The organism is Streptococcus sp. HMSC076C09, from assembly GCF_001837905.1.
In the GTDB taxonomy this organism is placed as follows: domain Bacteria; phylum Bacillota; class Bacilli; order Lactobacillales; family Streptococcaceae; genus Streptococcus; species Streptococcus parasanguinis_I.
Genome location: NZ_KV834606.1, coordinates 56,528 through 72,365 on the forward strand (window position 1 = coordinate 56,528; position 15,838 = coordinate 72,365).

General features: G+C 42.1%; 17 protein-coding genes. All 17 read left to right on the forward strand.

All coding sequences use genetic code 11. The features are described 5' to 3' along the window. The first annotated feature begins 78 nt into the window (after positions 1 to 78). Positions 79 to 933 (forward strand): bifunctional methylenetetrahydrofolate dehydrogenase/methenyltetrahydrofolate cyclohydrolase, encoded by an 855-nt coding sequence (locus HMPREF2704_RS00325; protein ID WP_003005994.1) that lies wholly within the window; start codon positions 79 to 81, stop codon positions 931 to 933. Between the two features lie 13 nt (positions 934 to 946). Next, positions 947 to 1,720: an HAD-IIB family hydrolase gene (locus HMPREF2704_RS00330; protein ID WP_049487481.1), complete on the forward strand. Its 774-nt coding sequence runs from the start codon at positions 947 to 949 to the stop codon at positions 1,718 to 1,720. 52 nt (positions 1,721 to 1,772) lie between these two features. Further along, a complete protein-coding gene (locus HMPREF2704_RS00335; protein ID WP_070845306.1) occupies positions 1,773 to 2,651 on the forward strand; it encodes an NAD(P)H-hydrate dehydratase in 879 nt (292 codons plus the stop codon). Between the two features lie 26 nt (positions 2,652 to 2,677). Next, the gene (locus HMPREF2704_RS00340; protein WP_070845308.1) at positions 2,678 to 3,673 is read left to right on the forward strand and encodes a LacI family DNA-binding transcriptional regulator; all 996 of its coding nucleotides are present in this window, start codon (positions 2,678 to 2,680) and stop codon (positions 3,671 to 3,673) included. 132 nt (positions 3,674 to 3,805) lie between these two features. Then, positions 3,806 to 5,119, forward strand: coding sequence for an ABC transporter substrate-binding protein (locus HMPREF2704_RS00345; RefSeq protein WP_041826251.1), 1,314 nt, complete (start codon positions 3,806 to 3,808; stop codon positions 5,117 to 5,119). Positions 5,120 to 5,204: 85 nt separating this feature from the next. Further along, positions 5,205 to 6,107, forward strand: a complete 903-nt coding sequence (locus HMPREF2704_RS00350) for a carbohydrate ABC transporter permease (protein ID WP_014712989.1) — start codon at positions 5,205 to 5,207, stop codon at positions 6,105 to 6,107. 1 nt (position 6,108) lies between these two features. Further along, positions 6,109 to 6,954 carry a carbohydrate ABC transporter permease gene (locus HMPREF2704_RS00355; protein WP_176745622.1) on the forward strand — a complete coding sequence of 282 codons (846 nt, stop codon included), beginning with the start codon at positions 6,109 to 6,111 and terminating at the stop codon, positions 6,952 to 6,954. A 9-nt stretch (positions 6,955 to 6,963) separates the two neighbouring features. Then, positions 6,964 to 8,418: a glycoside hydrolase family 32 protein gene (locus HMPREF2704_RS00360; protein WP_070845312.1), complete on the forward strand. Its 1,455-nt coding sequence runs from the start codon at positions 6,964 to 6,966 to the stop codon at positions 8,416 to 8,418. A gap of 74 nt (positions 8,419 to 8,492) precedes the next feature. Continuing rightward, positions 8,493 to 8,690, forward strand: coding sequence for a type 2 periplasmic-binding domain-containing protein (locus HMPREF2704_RS00365; RefSeq protein WP_049486562.1), 198 nt, complete (start codon positions 8,493 to 8,495; stop codon positions 8,688 to 8,690). A gap of 152 nt (positions 8,691 to 8,842) precedes the next feature. Then, entirely contained in the window at positions 8,843 to 10,183 is a 1,341-nt protein-coding gene (gene xseA, locus HMPREF2704_RS00370; RefSeq protein WP_061590931.1) for an exodeoxyribonuclease VII large subunit, read from the forward strand. Continuing rightward, complete coding sequence (locus HMPREF2704_RS00375; RefSeq protein ID WP_003006013.1) at positions 10,161 to 10,373, forward strand: exodeoxyribonuclease VII small subunit; 213 nt, start codon at positions 10,161 to 10,163, stop codon at positions 10,371 to 10,373. Before xseA ends, HMPREF2704_RS00375 begins: the two co-directional genes overlap by 23 nt. After that, positions 10,370 to 11,245: a polyprenyl synthetase family protein gene (locus HMPREF2704_RS00380; RefSeq protein WP_070845314.1), complete on the forward strand. Its 876-nt coding sequence runs from the start codon at positions 10,370 to 10,372 to the stop codon at positions 11,243 to 11,245. Before HMPREF2704_RS00375 ends, HMPREF2704_RS00380 begins: the two co-directional genes overlap by 4 nt. Then, positions 11,238 to 12,056, forward strand: coding sequence for a TlyA family RNA methyltransferase (locus HMPREF2704_RS00385; protein ID WP_070845316.1), 819 nt, complete (start codon positions 11,238 to 11,240; stop codon positions 12,054 to 12,056). Before HMPREF2704_RS00380 ends, HMPREF2704_RS00385 begins: the two co-directional genes overlap by 8 nt. After that, entirely contained in the window at positions 12,046 to 12,480 is a 435-nt protein-coding gene (locus HMPREF2704_RS00390; RefSeq protein ID WP_003012247.1) for an arginine repressor, read from the forward strand. The genes HMPREF2704_RS00385 and HMPREF2704_RS00390 overlap by 11 nt, the downstream gene beginning before the upstream one ends. A gap of 6 nt (positions 12,481 to 12,486) precedes the next feature. Further along, the gene (gene recN, locus HMPREF2704_RS00395; protein WP_070845318.1) at positions 12,487 to 14,145 is read left to right on the forward strand and encodes a DNA repair protein RecN; all 1,659 of its coding nucleotides are present in this window, start codon (positions 12,487 to 12,489) and stop codon (positions 14,143 to 14,145) included. Between the two features lie 20 nt (positions 14,146 to 14,165). Continuing rightward, positions 14,166 to 14,894, forward strand: a complete 729-nt coding sequence (locus tag HMPREF2704_RS00400) for a metallophosphoesterase (protein ID WP_070845320.1) — start codon at positions 14,166 to 14,168, stop codon at positions 14,892 to 14,894. Positions 14,895 to 14,982: 88 nt separating this feature from the next. Then, entirely contained in the window at positions 14,983 to 15,816 is an 834-nt protein-coding gene (locus HMPREF2704_RS00405) for a DegV family protein (RefSeq protein WP_049522602.1), read from the forward strand. Positions 15,817 to 15,838: the final 22 nt, after the last annotated feature.

Below are 15,838 nucleotides of genomic sequence, written 5' to 3' on the forward strand. Positions count from 1 at the left end.
GAACAGTTAGGTTTGAGAGTTGAAATCTGCTATAATAGAGAGGACTATTTTCATTACTTGACTAGAAAGAGAATTGACATGACGACAATCATTGATGGGAAGGCGCTCGCTACAAAATTACAGGGTGAGATTGCGAAGAAAACAGCACGATTAAAAGAAGAGACAGGAGTTGTGCCTGGCCTCGTTGTCATCGTAGTAGGAGATAATCCAGCTAGCAAAATCTATGTAAGAAATAAAGAGCGTTCTGCTATTGCGGCAGGCTTTCGGAGTGAAGTGAGACGACTTCCTGAAAGCATCAGCCAAGCTGAATTATTAGAAGTGATCGAACACTACAATCAAGATCCCCTTTGGCATGGGATTTTGGTGCAGTTGCCACTGCCTAAGCATATCGATGCGGATGCAGTCCTTTTAGCCATTGATCCGACAAAAGATGTGGATGGCTTTCATCCATTGAATATGGGACGCTTGTGGGCTGGAAATCCGATTATGGTGCCATCGACTCCAGCTGGTATCATGGAGATGTTCAAAGAGTACGGGATTGATCTAGAAGGGAAGCGAGCAGTCGTGATTGGTCGTTCCAATATCGTTGGAAAACCAATGGCGCAGTTGCTCCTCGCCAAAAATGCGACGGTAACCTTGACCCATTCCCGGACCCATCATCTGCCTAAAATTGCTAGAAGAGCAGATATCTTGGTTGTTGCGATCGGTCGTGCCAAATTTGTAACAGCAGACTTCGTGAAAGAAGGCGCCGTTGTTATTGACGTCGGAATGAATCGCGATGAGAATGGCAAATTGTGTGGGGATGTCGATTTTGACTCTGTTGCACCTTTGGCCAGTCATATTACCCCGGTACCAGGAGGGGTTGGGCCTATGACTGTCACCATGCTGATGGAGCAGACCTACGAAGCAGCTGTTCGTGCCTTAAAAAAATGAAAGTGTGAACAAGATGAAGTTTGTATTTGATTTAGATGGAACCCTGTCATTCGATGGTGTCACAATCGATGATGAAATCAAACAGGTCTTATTGAGAGCAGAAGAATTTGGCCATGAAGTTGCCTTTGCTTCTGCACGTTCTTACCGGGACTGCTTGGGTCTTTTAGGGGACCCATTGAGTCAGCAACTCGTGATAGGCTTAAATGGTGGATTGGCCTATCGCCAGGGGCAATTGGTATATGAGGAACAATTGGACAAGGATGTGTATCGGGAAGTCCTTGGCTTTTGCCGCCATTACAATCTACCATTTTTTGTGGATGATACCTTTGATTATAGCGGACAGATTTTGGAAAAGATTCCTTTTGTTGCTAATGTAGATCCCCTCAAGAAAGCCCAGTATCGTTCATTAGAGGAGCTGACAGATCCGATTAAGGTCGTGATCTATATGGGTGGCCATGAGGAGCTCGTGGATGAGATCATCGAGCGGATCGAAAAGACAGATAAGGCCCATATCCGCTATCATGCGCATGAAAAATGCATCTATCTCAATCCAGCAGACACGCATAAAGCGACAACCGTAGAAGAACTCTGTGGAGAGAATTTCGTGGCTTTTGGCAATGATCAAAATGATATCGAGCTCTTTGAAAAAGCTCTTTATGCAGTTCAGATTGGTGATTTTCCAGCCCTTCAGCCTTATGCGGATGATCAATTGGTAGCCAAACAAAATCAACCACAAGCTGTGGCTGCTAAGATCTTGCAAGTCTTTGCAGAATTCAGAGGAAAATAAAAGATGGAGGGGGAGTCGTGGCTTCTCCTTTTTCACTAGAAATGAGGAAGGTATGAGAACAGTTCAGAAAGAAGAGATCCAGCGTGTTATTGTGAAGCGAGAGGAGAATTCTTATAAGGGCGATTTTGGTCGCCTGCTCTTGATTGGGGGAACTTACCCCTATGGAGGAGCTATTATTATGGCAGCCCTTGCTGCGGTTCATAGTGGTGCGGGGCTGGTTACTGTCGCAACAGATCCTGATAATCTGACAGCCCTTCATAGCCATCTTCCTGAAGCCATGGGCTTTGATCTAGCCGATCACGAACTCCTTTGTGAGCAGCTCCAAAAAGCCGGTGTGATTCTCGTAGGACCGGGCTTAAAGGAAGCAAGAGAAAGCCAAGCGATCTTACACATGATTTTTGAGCATGTCTCTAGCCAGCAGGTCTTGATATTAGATGGCGGAGCTATTAGTCTTTTTGCAGCTTCTCAGTTTGACCTGCCAGAGGCTCAGTTGGTCTTTACCCCTCATCAAAAGGAATGGGAAAAACTGTCAGGGCTTGATCTAACAAGCCAGACTGAAGATAGAAGTCGAGAAGCGGTTCAAAGTTTTCCTAAAGGGACTGTCATTGTAGAAAAAGGGCCACACACCCGCATTTGGACAAGTGGGCAAGATGAGGGCTATCAGCTAGATGTTGGTGGTCCCTATCAGGCAACAGGGGGTATGGGAGATACCTTGGCAGGGATGATCGCAGGATTTGCGGGTCAATTTCCACAGGTCAGTCTCTATGAGCGCGTGGTGGTTGCGACCTATCTCCATTCAGCCATTGCAGAAGACTTGAGCAAGGAGGCTTATGTGGTTCTACCGACGACCATTAGCCAAGAAATCCCCAAATGGATGAAGAAGTGGAGTGACAATTCAAACGAAAATGTTGAAAATGAAACGTTTTCATGATAGTATGGATGAAAGGAGGTGAGAAAATGAATGAGCAAAAAAAATCGATTACGATGAAAGATGTTGCAGCAGAAGCTGGGGTTAGTGTTGGGACAGTCTCTCGTGTTATCAATAACGAAAAAGGCATTAAAGAGGTGACATTAAAAAAAGTTCAACAAGCGATTGAAAAATTGTCTTATGTGCCAGATGAATATGCGAGAGGATTAAAAACGAATCGTAGTAATATTATCGCTTTACTTATTCCAACCATTTGGCATCCATTCTTTTCTGAGTTTGCATATCATGTAGAAAAGGAATTGTTGAAAAATCAATGTAAATTATTGATTTGTAATGCAGATAAAGATGCTCAAAACGAGATAGAGTACATAAAATTACTTGAAAAAAATAAGGTAGATGGGATCATTGGGATCACCTATTCAGATATCGATAAGTATATCTCCTCTAATTTACCTTTTGTTAGTATTGACCGTCATTTTTCTGAAAATGTCTATTACGTAACCTCTGAAAATTATCATGGTGGTCAACTAGCTTGCCGAGAGTTAGTCAAACGAGGTTGCCAAAATTTAGCTTATATCAGCGGTGTGAACAAACATTTGAATGAAACAACGGAACGGGGAAGGGGGTTTAAAGATGAAGCTAAGCAGCAAAATACAAAACTCTGTAGTCTTGAAATGCCAGAACCGTTAGATCAAGCAGAAAGACAAATTAAGTCCTTTTTTGAAGCTCATCCTCAGATTGATGGGATTTTTACAGTAAATGATTTTATGGCTCTACGTGTTATAAAAGTTTTGACGGAGATGGGAAAAACTCCTCTAGAGGACTATCAAATTATTGGTTTTGATGGGTTAAGACCTGCTTTTGATCAACCGTACTTACTTTCGACCATTGTTCAAGAAATAGCTCAGATGGCCCAAGCGGCAGTAGAATTATTACTTAAATTGATTCGTAAAGAAAAAATAGAAAAGAATGTGATTAGTTTACCCGTACATTTCTTTGAAGGGAACACTACAAAAAAATTATAAAAAGTGCTTGACAAATTATGAAAGCGCTGTTATAATTTAGCTATAAAATGAAACGTTTCAAAAAACTCAACTATTTTAGCTTGAGTTGAAAATATAACCAAAAAAATGAAACGTTTCAAAAAGGAGGACGCTATGCGTAAAGGTATTAAGTTATCTGTAGTTGCAGCACTATCATTAGGATTGCTTGCAGGATGTGGTGGGGGATCAAAATCCAAAACTGCAAGTTCTTCAAATGAGATTAAAGTCTGGGTTCAGTTCTCAGATGAAACAGCTGAGGGAAAAGCTTGGCAACAAGTTGTTGATAATTTCAACAAATCAAAGAAAACAAAATATAAGGTTGTGACAGAATTTATTCCACGTAGCGGTAGTGGTGGTGGATATGAAGATAAGGTTAACGCCGCTGTTACGACAAATAGTTTACCAGATGTCATTACACTAGATGGTCCTAATACTGCAGCCTATGCAAAATCAAAGGTGATTGCTCCTTTGGATGATTATCTAAAAGACGATAATATGGATGATGTACTGGACAGTATTAAACAACAGGGAACTTATGATGGTAAATTTTATGCATTTGGTTATTCAGAATCCAATGTAGGTGTTTACTATAATAAGAAAATGTTTAAGGAAGCAGGGATTGATGAAGCTAGTTTGCCAACCCTAGAAAAACCATGGACATGGTCTGAGTTTAATGCCATTGCTAAGAAATTAAAAGATCATTTTAACAAACCAGCAATTGATTTCCGTTTGAATTCAAACGATGAGATGTTGCCATATGCTTACATGCCTCTTATTTGGTCAAATGGTGGATCTGTTGTGAATTCTAAAGGAACAAAAGCGGAAGGCTACTTCAATAGCAAAGAAAGTGTTGAAGCTGTTCAATTTATTCAAGATCTTGTGAAGGATGGATATACGACAGTTAGTCCTGTTGAAAAAGGTTTTGAAACCGGTGAATATCCTATGGTTCTGAGCGGTTCTTGGACGATTGCAGACCTACAAACAAATTACAAAGATATTGATTTTGGTATTCTTCCTTATCCAGTTTCAGATAAAACGAAGAAATTGGTATCACCTTCAGGTAGTTGGCAATTAGCCGTTACAACAAAATCTGATAAAAAAGAAGCAGCCGCTGAATTTGTTAAGTTTGCTACAAATACTGAATCTAGTGAAATTCTAAGCTTAGGTAACAGTGTTCTTCCAATCAGAAAATCAACAATTAAAAATATTAAGGACAAAGTATCTGAGCCAATGCGTTTCTTGATGGAACAAAATGCTAAAACGGCTCATGCTCGTCCAGTTGTAGTAGCTTATCCACAAGTTTCACGCGCTTTCCAACAAGCAATGCAAGATATCAGCTATTATAAAGATAATCCAGATGTACAAAAAGTATTAGATGCTCGTGCGAAAGAAATGCAAACAGCAATCGACCAATCTTTAAATAAATAGTTGACATTCAAAAAGGTGGAAGGTAAGTTATGGAATGTACCTTCCACCTTATTTTATTTAATAGTTTCATCTTAGGAGACGAACAATGAGCGAAAAAAATAAAGTCGAAACAAAAAAGAAAGAACGCCTTAAAGAAAATATTATGGGCTATAGCTTTTTAGCTCCAGCTTTAATATTACTTTTCATCTTTTTAGTGATACCTGTTGGTATGGTGATCTATTATGCCTTTACAGATTATTACCTATTAACGCCTGAGGATAGAAAATTTGTAGGACTACAAAATTTTATGCGCTTAGCACAAGATCCAATCTTTATAAAAAGCTTCTTGAATACCTTGAAATTTGTAGTTTGGATTATTCCAGTGCAACTTGGTGCGGCTCTCGGGATGGCCTTAATTGTTAATAAGAAACGTAAAGGAAATATGTTCTTTAAGGTAGCATTTTTTGCTCCTGTTGTGATGTCTCTTGTCGTTATCTCTATCCTCTGGTTATACTTGTTAAATCCAAATAATGGTTTGCTCAATGCTCTACTGAATAAAATTGGTATTTCTTCACAACCATTCTTGACAAGTCCAAAACAAGCCATGTATGCCATTGTATTTGTTTCTGCATGGCAGGGTGCAGGTTATCAAATGTTGTTATTCCTTGGAGGAATGCAAAATATTCCACAAGATATTTATGAGGCGGCAGAGTTGGATGGATTTTCAAAATGGGCTCAATTTAGATATATCACGATGCCTTTATTGAAACCAACTGCCTTGTTTGTACTCTTGACAACATTGATTTCAGCATTTAAATTGATTGTGCAACCAATGGTCATGACTCAAGGTGGTCCATTGAACTCAACAATCACTATGGTATATTACATTTATCAACAAGGTTTCACTGACCGTCTTGTTGGTTACTCAAGTTCGATTGCCTTAGTATTTACAACATTGATTGGTATGATTAGTCTTGTACAACGGCGAGTTTTGAAGGAGGATGATTAGGATGAAACGTTTAAAACCGACTATTATTTTAGAATATGTTTTATTAATTCTATTAGCAGGCCTCTTTCTATTTCCTATGATCTGGATGGTGGTTTCAGCAATGAAGCCAGAAGCAGATGTGTATAAGAATTTAACAAGTTGGAAAGCATTCTTACCTAGTTTTAATCCAGCTGATTGGTTTAAACCCTACCAAGAGGTTCTTGCCCGTTTTAGTATTCTAACATATCTAGGGAACAGTATTTTTTATGCAGGAACATTTGCACTTGGGTCTATTATAGTAAACGCCTTAGCGGGATTTGCATTTGCAAAAATTAATTTTACAGGTAAAAAAATTCTGTTTGGCTTTTTATTGGCCTTGTTAATCATTCCGATGGAAACAGTGTTGATTCCACAATTTACAATTATTAATTCACTTGGCTTAGTTAATAATCGTTTAGCGGTTATTATCCCTGGATTAGCTAGTGTCTTTAATATTTATCTTTTCCGAAACTTCTTTATTGCCATTCCAGAAGAAATTATCGAATCTGCAAAAATAGATGGTGCAAGTATCTTACGGATCTTTTTCAAGATTATGTTGCCGATGTCGAAACCAGCGGTTGCAACAGTAGGTGTTCTTTCCTTTATTTCTAGTTGGAATGATTATATCTGGCCGTTGATGGTTTTAACCGATTCGTCAAAATTTTCAATGCAGGTGGCAATTACAACCATTAATACAACTCAACCAGTTTATATCAATCAAGTAATGGCTGTTTTGACAATTTCTACAATTCCACTTATTCTAGTATATATCGTAGCACAAAAATATATTATTCAAGGTCTAGGTGGATCTGGTACAGGTATTAAGTAGGTGATCAGTATGAAGGAAAGCATTCGGAAGGCAAATCAGTATATCGATGAAAACAGGGAGAAGGTTGACCAGCAATATAGAGGGGCATTTCATTTGCTCCCTCCAATCGGCTGGATGAACGATCCAAATGGCTTTGTTTATTTCCGTGGGGAATACCATTTGTTTTACCAATTCTATCCCTATGATAGTGTTTGGGGACCCATGCATTGGGGGCATGCCAAATCAAAAGATCTCCTCCATTGGGAAGAATTGCCAGTAGCTTTAGCACCAAGTGAAAGCTATGACAAGGATGGTTGTTTCTCGGGTAGTGCTATTGTGAAAGATGACAAGCTTTATTTGCTGTATACGGGTCATGTAGACGATGAGGAAAAGCGAGAAGAGACGCAGTGTCTTGCGGTTTCGACAGATGGCATTACCTTTGAAAAGTTGCCTACTAATCCAGTGATCCATGCTCAACATATTGAGGGGATCGCAGATATTGCAGATTTTCGTGATCCTAAAGTATTTGAATACCAAGGAAGCTATTACGCTGTCGTTGCTTCTAAGACGCCAGATGATAGAGGTCAAATTCTCCTATTTGCATCAAGTAATCTAGTAGATTGGGCCTTTACATCAGTTCTTTTAGAAGGTGAAAAAGGGCAAGGGATTATGTGGGAGTGTCCCGATTTCTTCCCTTTAGATGGCAAATGGGTCTTGATCCTGTCACCCATTGAAATGGAAAGACAGCAAGAAAAATACTGGAACTTAAATTCGACGGTTGCCTTTATCGGTGACATGAATTGGGAAACAGGGCGCTTTCATGTCGATTCCTATGATGAAATGGATGGTGGTTTGGATTTCTATGCCCCTCAAACTTGTCAAGGACCAAATGGCGAACGATACATGGTTGCCTGGATGCAAATGTGGCACCGGTCTATCCCCAGTCATGATTTAGCTCATGGGTGGGCAGGTAGTATGACTCTTCCAAGAAAATTGTCTCTGAAAGACGGACGATTGGTTCAGGAGTTACCTGAGTCAGTGAACGAACACTTTCTTGTAGAGCATGCGTCAGAAACCATTGTTAAGGGCAATCAGATCACGATCCCAGCGAAAGGGAAACAAACCTTGTTTGAGCTAGATACCAAACCGGGTCGCTCCTTTATCCTTGGATATGGTGATGAAACTGATCCTGATAGTGTCTTGCAATTGGTTTATGATGCCTCTCAAAAACGCTTTAGCTTAAGTCGAGACCAATTTGGGCACCCCATTTCTGGAAAAGAAAATCCAGCATTTCAATCGAGATGGATTCAGTTGGATGCTGAAAAAGATCATCATTTTTCGATCATTCGCGATACCAACTCCATCGAAGTATTCGTGGATGGTAAAACTCTCTCCATGACCTTTTATGAAACGAGTCAGAATCCCGTCTATACCCTCACGGCAGATGAAGGGGTCGATTGGGTCTTGAAAACCTATCAAGAATAGGAAAGCAATAGCCTCCTAAAGAATAAAAGACAAGTTCTATGACTTGTCTTTTTGTTGTATCCTAAATAGGATTTGTGTTCATCGAAGAAAATTTGGGAATTGGTCTCATGACGGATCTGACTCTCTTTCCAGAATATCCAAATCTTGTCAAAATTCCGCTGGTTGAAGAGGAAAAAACAGTCTTCTATATTAGTTATGCCTATCCAAATGAAGGGGAACCCCAAGCACGTCTTAGCTCCTTTATTGAACGGTTAGAGAAGTGTGAAAAATAAGGAAGCTGGTTTAAAATAGACCAGTAGAAAGTGTCTTGAATAAAATGAGGCTTGTAGAGAAAGGAAATTCATGATTTCGCTTTGTCTGCCAGCCTTTTTTGGTGTTTTTTGGTATAATTAAACTTGATCATATTCTGCAGAAAGGAGTTCCTATGTCCAACTATTTATCCGTATCAAGTTTGACCAAATATTTGAAATTAAAATTTGATAAGGATCCCTATTTGGAAAGGGTTTATCTGACAGGGCAGGTCTCCAATTTCCGAAAACGCCCCAACCACCAGTATTTTTCATTAAAGGATGAAAAAGCGGTCATTCAGGCGACGGTCTGGGCTGGGGTTTATCGAAGCTTTGGTTTTGAGCTAGAAGAAGGCATGAAGATCAACGTCATCGGTCGCATTCAGCTCTATGAGCCAAGTGGGAGTTATTCCATTGTCATTGAAAAAGCTGAGCCAGATGGGGTAGGGGCCTTGGCCATCCAATTTGAGCAACTCAAGAAAAAGTTGACCGAAGAAGGGCTCTTTCAGGATCGGTGGAAGCAAGCTCTGCCACAATTTCCAAGAAAGATCGGGGTCATCACCAGTCAAAGTGGGGCCGTGATTCGCGATATTATCACAACGGTGAGTCGACGCTTCCCTGGTGTAGAGATTGTGCTCTACCCGACCAAGGTTCAGGGGGAAGGAGCTTCTAGTGAGGTGGTTGCTAATATTCAAAGAGCTAACCAACGGGATGATTTGGATGTCTTGATTATTGGTCGTGGGGGTGGTTCGATTGAAGATCTCTGGGCCTTTAATGAAGAAGCAGTGGTGCGAGCCATTTTTGAATCGCGGATTCCGATTATCTCCAGTGTTGGACATGAGACAGACACGACTCTAGCCGATTTTGTAGCAGACCGACGAGCTGCTACTCCAACAGCCGCTGCTGAATTGGCTACTCCAGTAACCAAATTGGATCTCTTGTCCCATTTACAAAAGCAGGAAAATCGCATGGCAACAGCCATGTCCAATCGCTTGGCCTATAATCGTGAACGCTTGGCCAAATTAAGTCAATCGGTTATTTTTAGACAGCCTGAAAGACTCTATGATGGCTACCTGCAAAAGATTGACCAGTTGCAATTGCGCTTGAAACAAGGAATGCGTGATGCTTATGGACAAGGGGCCAATCAGCTGCAAGGTCTGCGTCATCGCCTAAAAGCTATGTCTCCTTTGCATCGTATCGAGCGCTACCAAGACCGCCTGCTCCAAGATAAGAGAATCTTAACCAACCGAATGGAACAAGTCCTAAAAGAGCAAAAGATCAAGGTACAAGGCTTATCAGAAGCCCTCTTGATGCTCGATACCAGTCGGATTATTGCGCGTGGTTATGCCATGGTCAAGGAAGGAGATCAGGTTCTAGATTCGGTTGCGAAAGTAACAGAAGGGGACCCGCTATCCCTCATCATGAGAGATGGCCAGTTAGAAGTAGAGGTAAAACATGTCGAAAGAAAAGAAATTTGAAGAAAATTTAGCAGATTTGGAAGCTATCGTCCAAAAATTGGAGAGTGGTGATGTGGCTCTTGAAGAAGCCATTACAGAATTCCAAAAAGGAATGAAATTGTCAAAAGAATTGCAAGATACCTTAGATCAAGCAGAGAAAACCTTGGTCAAGGTCATGCAAGCAGATGGTACTGAAGCGGATCTAGCATGAGACAAGAAGAAAAACGAAATAGAGTAGAGCAAGCAGTTCGCTCTTTTTATGAGGAGAAAGCCGTTGCCCCTCATTTAGTGGAGTCGGTCCTTTATTCGATTCAGGCAGGTGGGAAACGCCTGCGCCCCTTGCTCCTTCTAGAATTATTAGAGGCCTTTGGACAGGAATTGACGGAGGCTCACTTTCAAGTGGCAGGAGCTTTAGAGATGATCCATACAGGAAGCCTTATTCACGATGATCTGCCAGCCATGGACAATGACGATTACCGTCGGGGGCAATTGACCAATCATAAGAAATTCGGAGAAGACCTGGCGATTTTAGCAGGAGATGCACTTTTCCTCGATCCCTTTGGAATGATTGCTGCGAGTGACCTTTCAGATGCGGTCAAGGTCTCTTTGATCCTTGAGTTATCCGATGCTTCCGGTAGTCGCGGAATGGTAGCTGGCCAAGTCCTTGACATGGAAGGGGAACATAAACAGCTCACTCTAGCAGAATTGCAGACCATCCATGCCAATAAGACAGGACGCCTACTTGCCTATCCATTCATCGCAGCAACCTCGATTTTAGAGTTGCCAGCAGTCATTGGTCAGCTCTTAGAAACAATTGGGAAAACATTAGGGCTGGCTTTTCAAGTACGGGATGATATTTTGGATTTGGTCGCTGATTTTGAAGCTCTGGGGAAGACTCCTCAAAAGGACTTAGTGGCAGAAAAATCGACTTATCCAGCCCTCTTGGGATTGGAAGAATCAAAAGCTTTGCTTACAAGCAAATTAGACGTTTGCGAGGACTTGTTGGATCAGATTACAGCTGCTTGCAACTTTGATCCGCAAGCAATCAAGAAATTAATAGAAGGATTACGAATAGATGGCTAAGGAAAGAGTGGATGTATTAGCCTATAAACAAGGCCTATTTGATACCCGCGAACAAGCCAAAAGAGGGGTCATGGCAGGCCTCGTCGTTGCCGTTATCAATGGTGAGCGCTTTGATAAACCGGGTGAAAAAATTGATGAAGCGACCGAGTTGAAATTAAAGGGTGAAAAGCTCAAGTATGTCAGCCGGGGTGGACTCAAATTAGAAAAAGCCCTGAACCAATTTGGTTTATCTGTAGAGGGTAAAATTGCGATTGATATTGGAGCTTCTACAGGTGGCTTTACAGATGTCATGCTGCAAAATGGAGCCAGCCAGGTCTTTTCGGTGGATGTTGGGACCAATCAGTTGGCTTGGAAATTGCGCAATGATCCTCGGGTAGTCTCGATGGAACAGTTCAATTTCCGCTATGCCCAGCCAGATGATTTTGAAGCGACACCGAGCTTTGCGAGTATCGATGTCAGCTTTATTTCCTTGGACTTGATTCTGCCAGCCCTTCATCGGATTTTGGCAGAAAATGGACAAGTCGTAGCGCTGGTCAAACCTCAGTTTGAGGCAGGACGTGAGCAGATCGGAAAAAATGGGATCATTAAGGATTCTAAGATTCATTTAGCGGTTCTTGAAAAGGTCGCTACGTTTGCAGGAACGCATGGCTTTTCTGTAATGGGAGTGGATTATTCCCCTATCCAAGGAGGCCATGGCAACATCGAATTTTTGATGTATCTAGAAAAAAAAGAAGAGAAAACAAAGCCAACGACAGAGCAGCTGGAGGCTGTTGTGGAGCTGGCACATAAGGAATTTAAACATGAAGAGTAAGAATATCAGATTAGAAAAAATTCGTCGCTTTATTCGCGATCATGAAGTGGGGACCCAAGAAGAGATCGTCGAACATTTGAAAGAAGAAGGCATCTCAGCAACCCAAGCGACGGTATCACGGGATATCAAAGAATTGGGCATCGTAAAACGCCCTCTGAAAGACATGACCTATGTCTATGAATTGCCACGTAAGCACCACCAAGGAATTGGGATGATTGAAAGCAATATCTTGTCTCATCGTCGCATGGGAGAATATGTCAATTTCACCATGGTTCCAGGGACAGCGCCTTTAGTCAAACGTCGTTTGAGGGAGATTTATAAGGATCATATCTTTAGTATTGTCGCAGATGATGATACGATTTTACTGATCGCCTATTCCGCACCAGAAGCAGAGAATATCCTCAAATCAATCTTTGGGTGGTAAGAGCCTATGCTATTAGAAATTTCGATTAAGAACTTTGCCATTATCGAAGAGATTTCCTTAAATTTTGAAAAGGGGATGACGGTACTGACAGGGGAAACAGGTGCAGGGAAATCCATCATTATCGATGCTATGAACATGATGCTGGGAAGCCGTGCAACGACGGATGTCATTCGACACGGAGCCCCAAAAGCGGAAATCGAAGGTCTCTTTGCTGTTGAGAGCAATCGCCACTTGACGGCTCTCTTTGAAGAGCAAGGACTAGAGTGGACCGATGAGTTGATCATCCGCCGAGAGATCCTGCAAAATGGACGAAGTGTCAGTCGGATCAATGGCCAAATGGTGAATTTATCGGTCTTAAAAGCAGTCGGCCAACATTTGGTGGACATCCATGGCCAGCATGATCAGGAAGAACTCATGCGCCCCCAATTGCATATCACTATGCTGGATGAATTTGGGGATGCAGCCTTTTTCCAAACGAAAGCCGCTTATCGTCAGACCTTTGAAGATTACAAACGACTGCGCAAACAAGTGGTGGAACTCCAGCGCAACCAGCAGGAAAACAAGGCCCGTATTGAGATGTTGGAGTTTCAGATTGCGGAGATTGAGGCAGCTGCCTTGGAAGTGGATGAGGATGTGCGTTTGGAGCAAGAACGCCAACGCCTGCTCAATCACAAGATGATTGCTGATACCCTAACCAACGCCTATGCCATGCTGGATGCAGAAGAGTTTTCGAGCCTCTCCAATGTTCGCTCAGCCATGAATGATTTGGAAAGTATCGAAGAATATGATACCAGCTACAAAGAGCTCTCAAGCCAGTTATCTGAAACCTTCTATGCCCTTGAGGATATTACCAAGCGCTTAGAAGATGTGGTCGATGGTCTGGAGTTTGATGGCAATCGCCTCATGCAGGTGGAATTGCGTTTGGATTTGATCCACTCCATCAAGCGCAAGTATGGTGGTCAAGTCAAGGACGTATTGGAATACCTGGCGCAAATCACCAAAGAATATAGCCTTCTCACCGGAAGTGATCTCTCGTCTGAGGACTTGGAAAAAGAACTCAAACGTCTAGAAAAGAGTTTGGTCACCTTGGCTCAAGATTTGAGTGATCAACGGCATGACCTAGCTCAAGATTTGGAAAATGAAATCCAGCAAGAATTGGCAGATCTCTACATGGACAAGGCGCGTTTTCAAGTGCGTTTTAGCAAGGCTAAGTTTAATCGTGAGGGAAATGAAGCTGTCGAATTTTACATTTCGACTAACCCAGGTGAGGATTTTAAACCGCTGGTCAAGGTAGCATCCGGCGGAGAATTGTCACGCTTGATGTTGGCCATTAAGTCGGCTTTTTCTCGAAAAGAAGGAAAAACCAGTATTGTCTTTGACGAGGTGGATACAGGAGTCTCTGGGCGCGTGGCTCAAGCCATCGCAGCGAAAATTCACAAGATTGGTCAAAATGGCCAAGTGCTTGCCATTTCTCACCTGCCTCAAGTCATTGCTGCAGCAGATTATCAATTCTATATTGAGAAAATCAGTGATGAACACTCAACTGTATCTACTGTTCGTTTGCTCAATAGAGAAGAACGAATCGAAGAAATTGCCAAGATGCTGGCAGGAGAGGATCTAACGGAAGCTGCCCGTCAACAGGCAGAGCAACTTCTCAAGCGTTAAGAGAAAGAAGGTTTATAACCATGTCAACATACTTTGTAGTCGGAGATATTCACGGGAAAGCACAAATGCTAGAAGAGCTCATGACAGAGTGGGATGGAAAAGCTCAATTGGTCTTTTTAGGGGATTTGATAGATCGAGGCGAAAATGGCAAACGATCAATTGAAATCGTAAAGGACTACGTAGACCATCACGGAGCGGTTTGCCTTTCCGGGAATCACGAGTACATGTTTTTAGCCTGGTTGGACAATCCAGAAGAACGTTATGACCACTACCGAAGAAATGGTGGCGATACGACCATTAATTCTCTATTGGGACGCCCGCTCGATGCTCCTGTAGATGGGGTTGCAGATGCACAAGCAGTAGAGAGCACGGTTCCTGAATTGGTGGCCTTCATCCGCAGTTTGCCCTTTGACTATGAGACAGAGAGCTATTATTTTGTCCATGCCGGTGTGGATCTAACCCTTGAAAATTGGCGGGAAACCAGTGACTACCAAAAGGTCTGGATCCGAAAACCATTCCATGAAGCGGAGAATCAGACAGGCAAATGGATCGTCTTTGGTCATACACCGGTCTATGGACTGCTCCATGAGCCAGTCGGTACCGAAAATCTTTGGATTTCAGATCAAAAAATGGGTGTCGATGGGGGCGCTGTTTATGGAGGGGTTCTTCATGGGTTGCTCTTGGATGATCAAGGAATTGTCCAAGACCATGTCCTTCACAATACAGGTTTTTCTGCTGCAGATGATTAAGGGAGCCGAACTAGTTATCTTTCACTGCAAAAACCCGTGTTTTTTGATATAATGAAAGCAGAACATTCTAGGAAGAGTATAGGAATATATGGCAAATATTAAAATAGTTACAGACTCATCTATTACAATTGAGCCTGAAGTGGTTGAAGAATATGGCATTACGATTGTGCCGCTTTCTGTTATGGTGGATGGAGTCCTTTATTCTGACAGTGAGTTGGGTGAAGGGGACTTCTTGCGCTTAATGCAGTCTAGCAAAAATCTTCCAAAGACCAGCCAACCACCCGTTGGAGTTTTTGCGGAAATTTATGAAAAGTTAGCAGCAGACGGAGCTCATATCGTTTCGATTCATATGTCTCATGCCTTGTCAGGAACAGTAGAGGCGGCACGTCAAGGAGCAACCTTGTCAGGAGCAGAAGTGACTGTGATTGATAGTGGCTTTACAGACCAAGCCATGAAGTTCCAAGTCGTTGAAGCAGCCAAGTTGGCCAAAGAAGGAGCTGATTTAGACACTGTCTTGGCTCGCATCGAAGAAGTCAAAGAAAAGACAGAGTTGTATATCGGTGTTTCTACCTTGGAAAATCTGGTTAAAGGTGGGCGCATTGGCCGTGTTACAGGACTTTTGAGCTCCCTTCTCAATATCCGTGTCGTGATGCAAATGAAGGACCATCAGTTAGAACCAATCGTCAAAGGGCGCGGTAACAAGACCTTTAAGAAATGGTTGGATGAATTGGTAGAGAATCTTTCCCATAGTAAGGTGGCTGAGATCGGGATTTCTTACGCAGGGGCACCAGAGTGGGCCAATGAAATGAAGGCTCAGTTGCAATCGTTCGTTGAAAATGCTATCCCAGTTCTCGAGACTGGATCGATTATCCAAACCCATACAGGTGAGAATGCATTTGCAGTTTTGGTGCGCTACGAATAAGCTGAATAAATGTTTGAAAAAA

Coding starts and splice junctions, on each gene's coding strand:
- HMPREF2704_RS00325 (WP_003005994.1), top strand. CDS start 79: ATGACGACAATCATTGATGGGAAGGCGCTCGCTACAAAATTACAGGGT.
- HMPREF2704_RS00330 (WP_049487481.1), top strand. CDS start 947: ATGAAGTTTGTATTTGATTTAGATGGAACCCTGTCATTCGATGGTGTC.
- HMPREF2704_RS00335 (WP_070845306.1), top strand. CDS start 1,773: ATGAGAACAGTTCAGAAAGAAGAGATCCAGCGTGTTATTGTGAAGCGA.
- HMPREF2704_RS00340 (WP_070845308.1), top strand. CDS start 2,678: ATGAATGAGCAAAAAAAATCGATTACGATGAAAGATGTTGCAGCAGAA.
- HMPREF2704_RS00345 (WP_041826251.1), top strand. CDS start 3,806: ATGCGTAAAGGTATTAAGTTATCTGTAGTTGCAGCACTATCATTAGGA.
- HMPREF2704_RS00350 (WP_014712989.1), top strand. CDS start 5,205: ATGAGCGAAAAAAATAAAGTCGAAACAAAAAAGAAAGAACGCCTTAAA.
- HMPREF2704_RS00355 (WP_176745622.1), top strand. CDS start 6,109: ATGAAACGTTTAAAACCGACTATTATTTTAGAATATGTTTTATTAATT.
- HMPREF2704_RS00360 (WP_070845312.1), top strand. CDS start 6,964: ATGAAGGAAAGCATTCGGAAGGCAAATCAGTATATCGATGAAAACAGG.
- xseA (WP_061590931.1), top strand. CDS start 8,843: ATGTCCAACTATTTATCCGTATCAAGTTTGACCAAATATTTGAAATTA.
- HMPREF2704_RS00375 (WP_003006013.1), top strand. CDS start 10,161: ATGTCGAAAGAAAAGAAATTTGAAGAAAATTTAGCAGATTTGGAAGCT.
- HMPREF2704_RS00380 (WP_070845314.1), top strand. CDS start 10,370: ATGAGACAAGAAGAAAAACGAAATAGAGTAGAGCAAGCAGTTCGCTCT.
- HMPREF2704_RS00385 (WP_070845316.1), top strand. CDS start 11,238: ATGGCTAAGGAAAGAGTGGATGTATTAGCCTATAAACAAGGCCTATTT.
- HMPREF2704_RS00390 (WP_003012247.1), top strand. CDS start 12,046: ATGAAGAGTAAGAATATCAGATTAGAAAAAATTCGTCGCTTTATTCGC.
- recN (WP_070845318.1), top strand. CDS start 12,487: ATGCTATTAGAAATTTCGATTAAGAACTTTGCCATTATCGAAGAGATT.
- HMPREF2704_RS00400 (WP_070845320.1), top strand. CDS start 14,166: ATGTCAACATACTTTGTAGTCGGAGATATTCACGGGAAAGCACAAATG.
- HMPREF2704_RS00405 (WP_049522602.1), top strand. CDS start 14,983: ATGGCAAATATTAAAATAGTTACAGACTCATCTATTACAATTGAGCCT.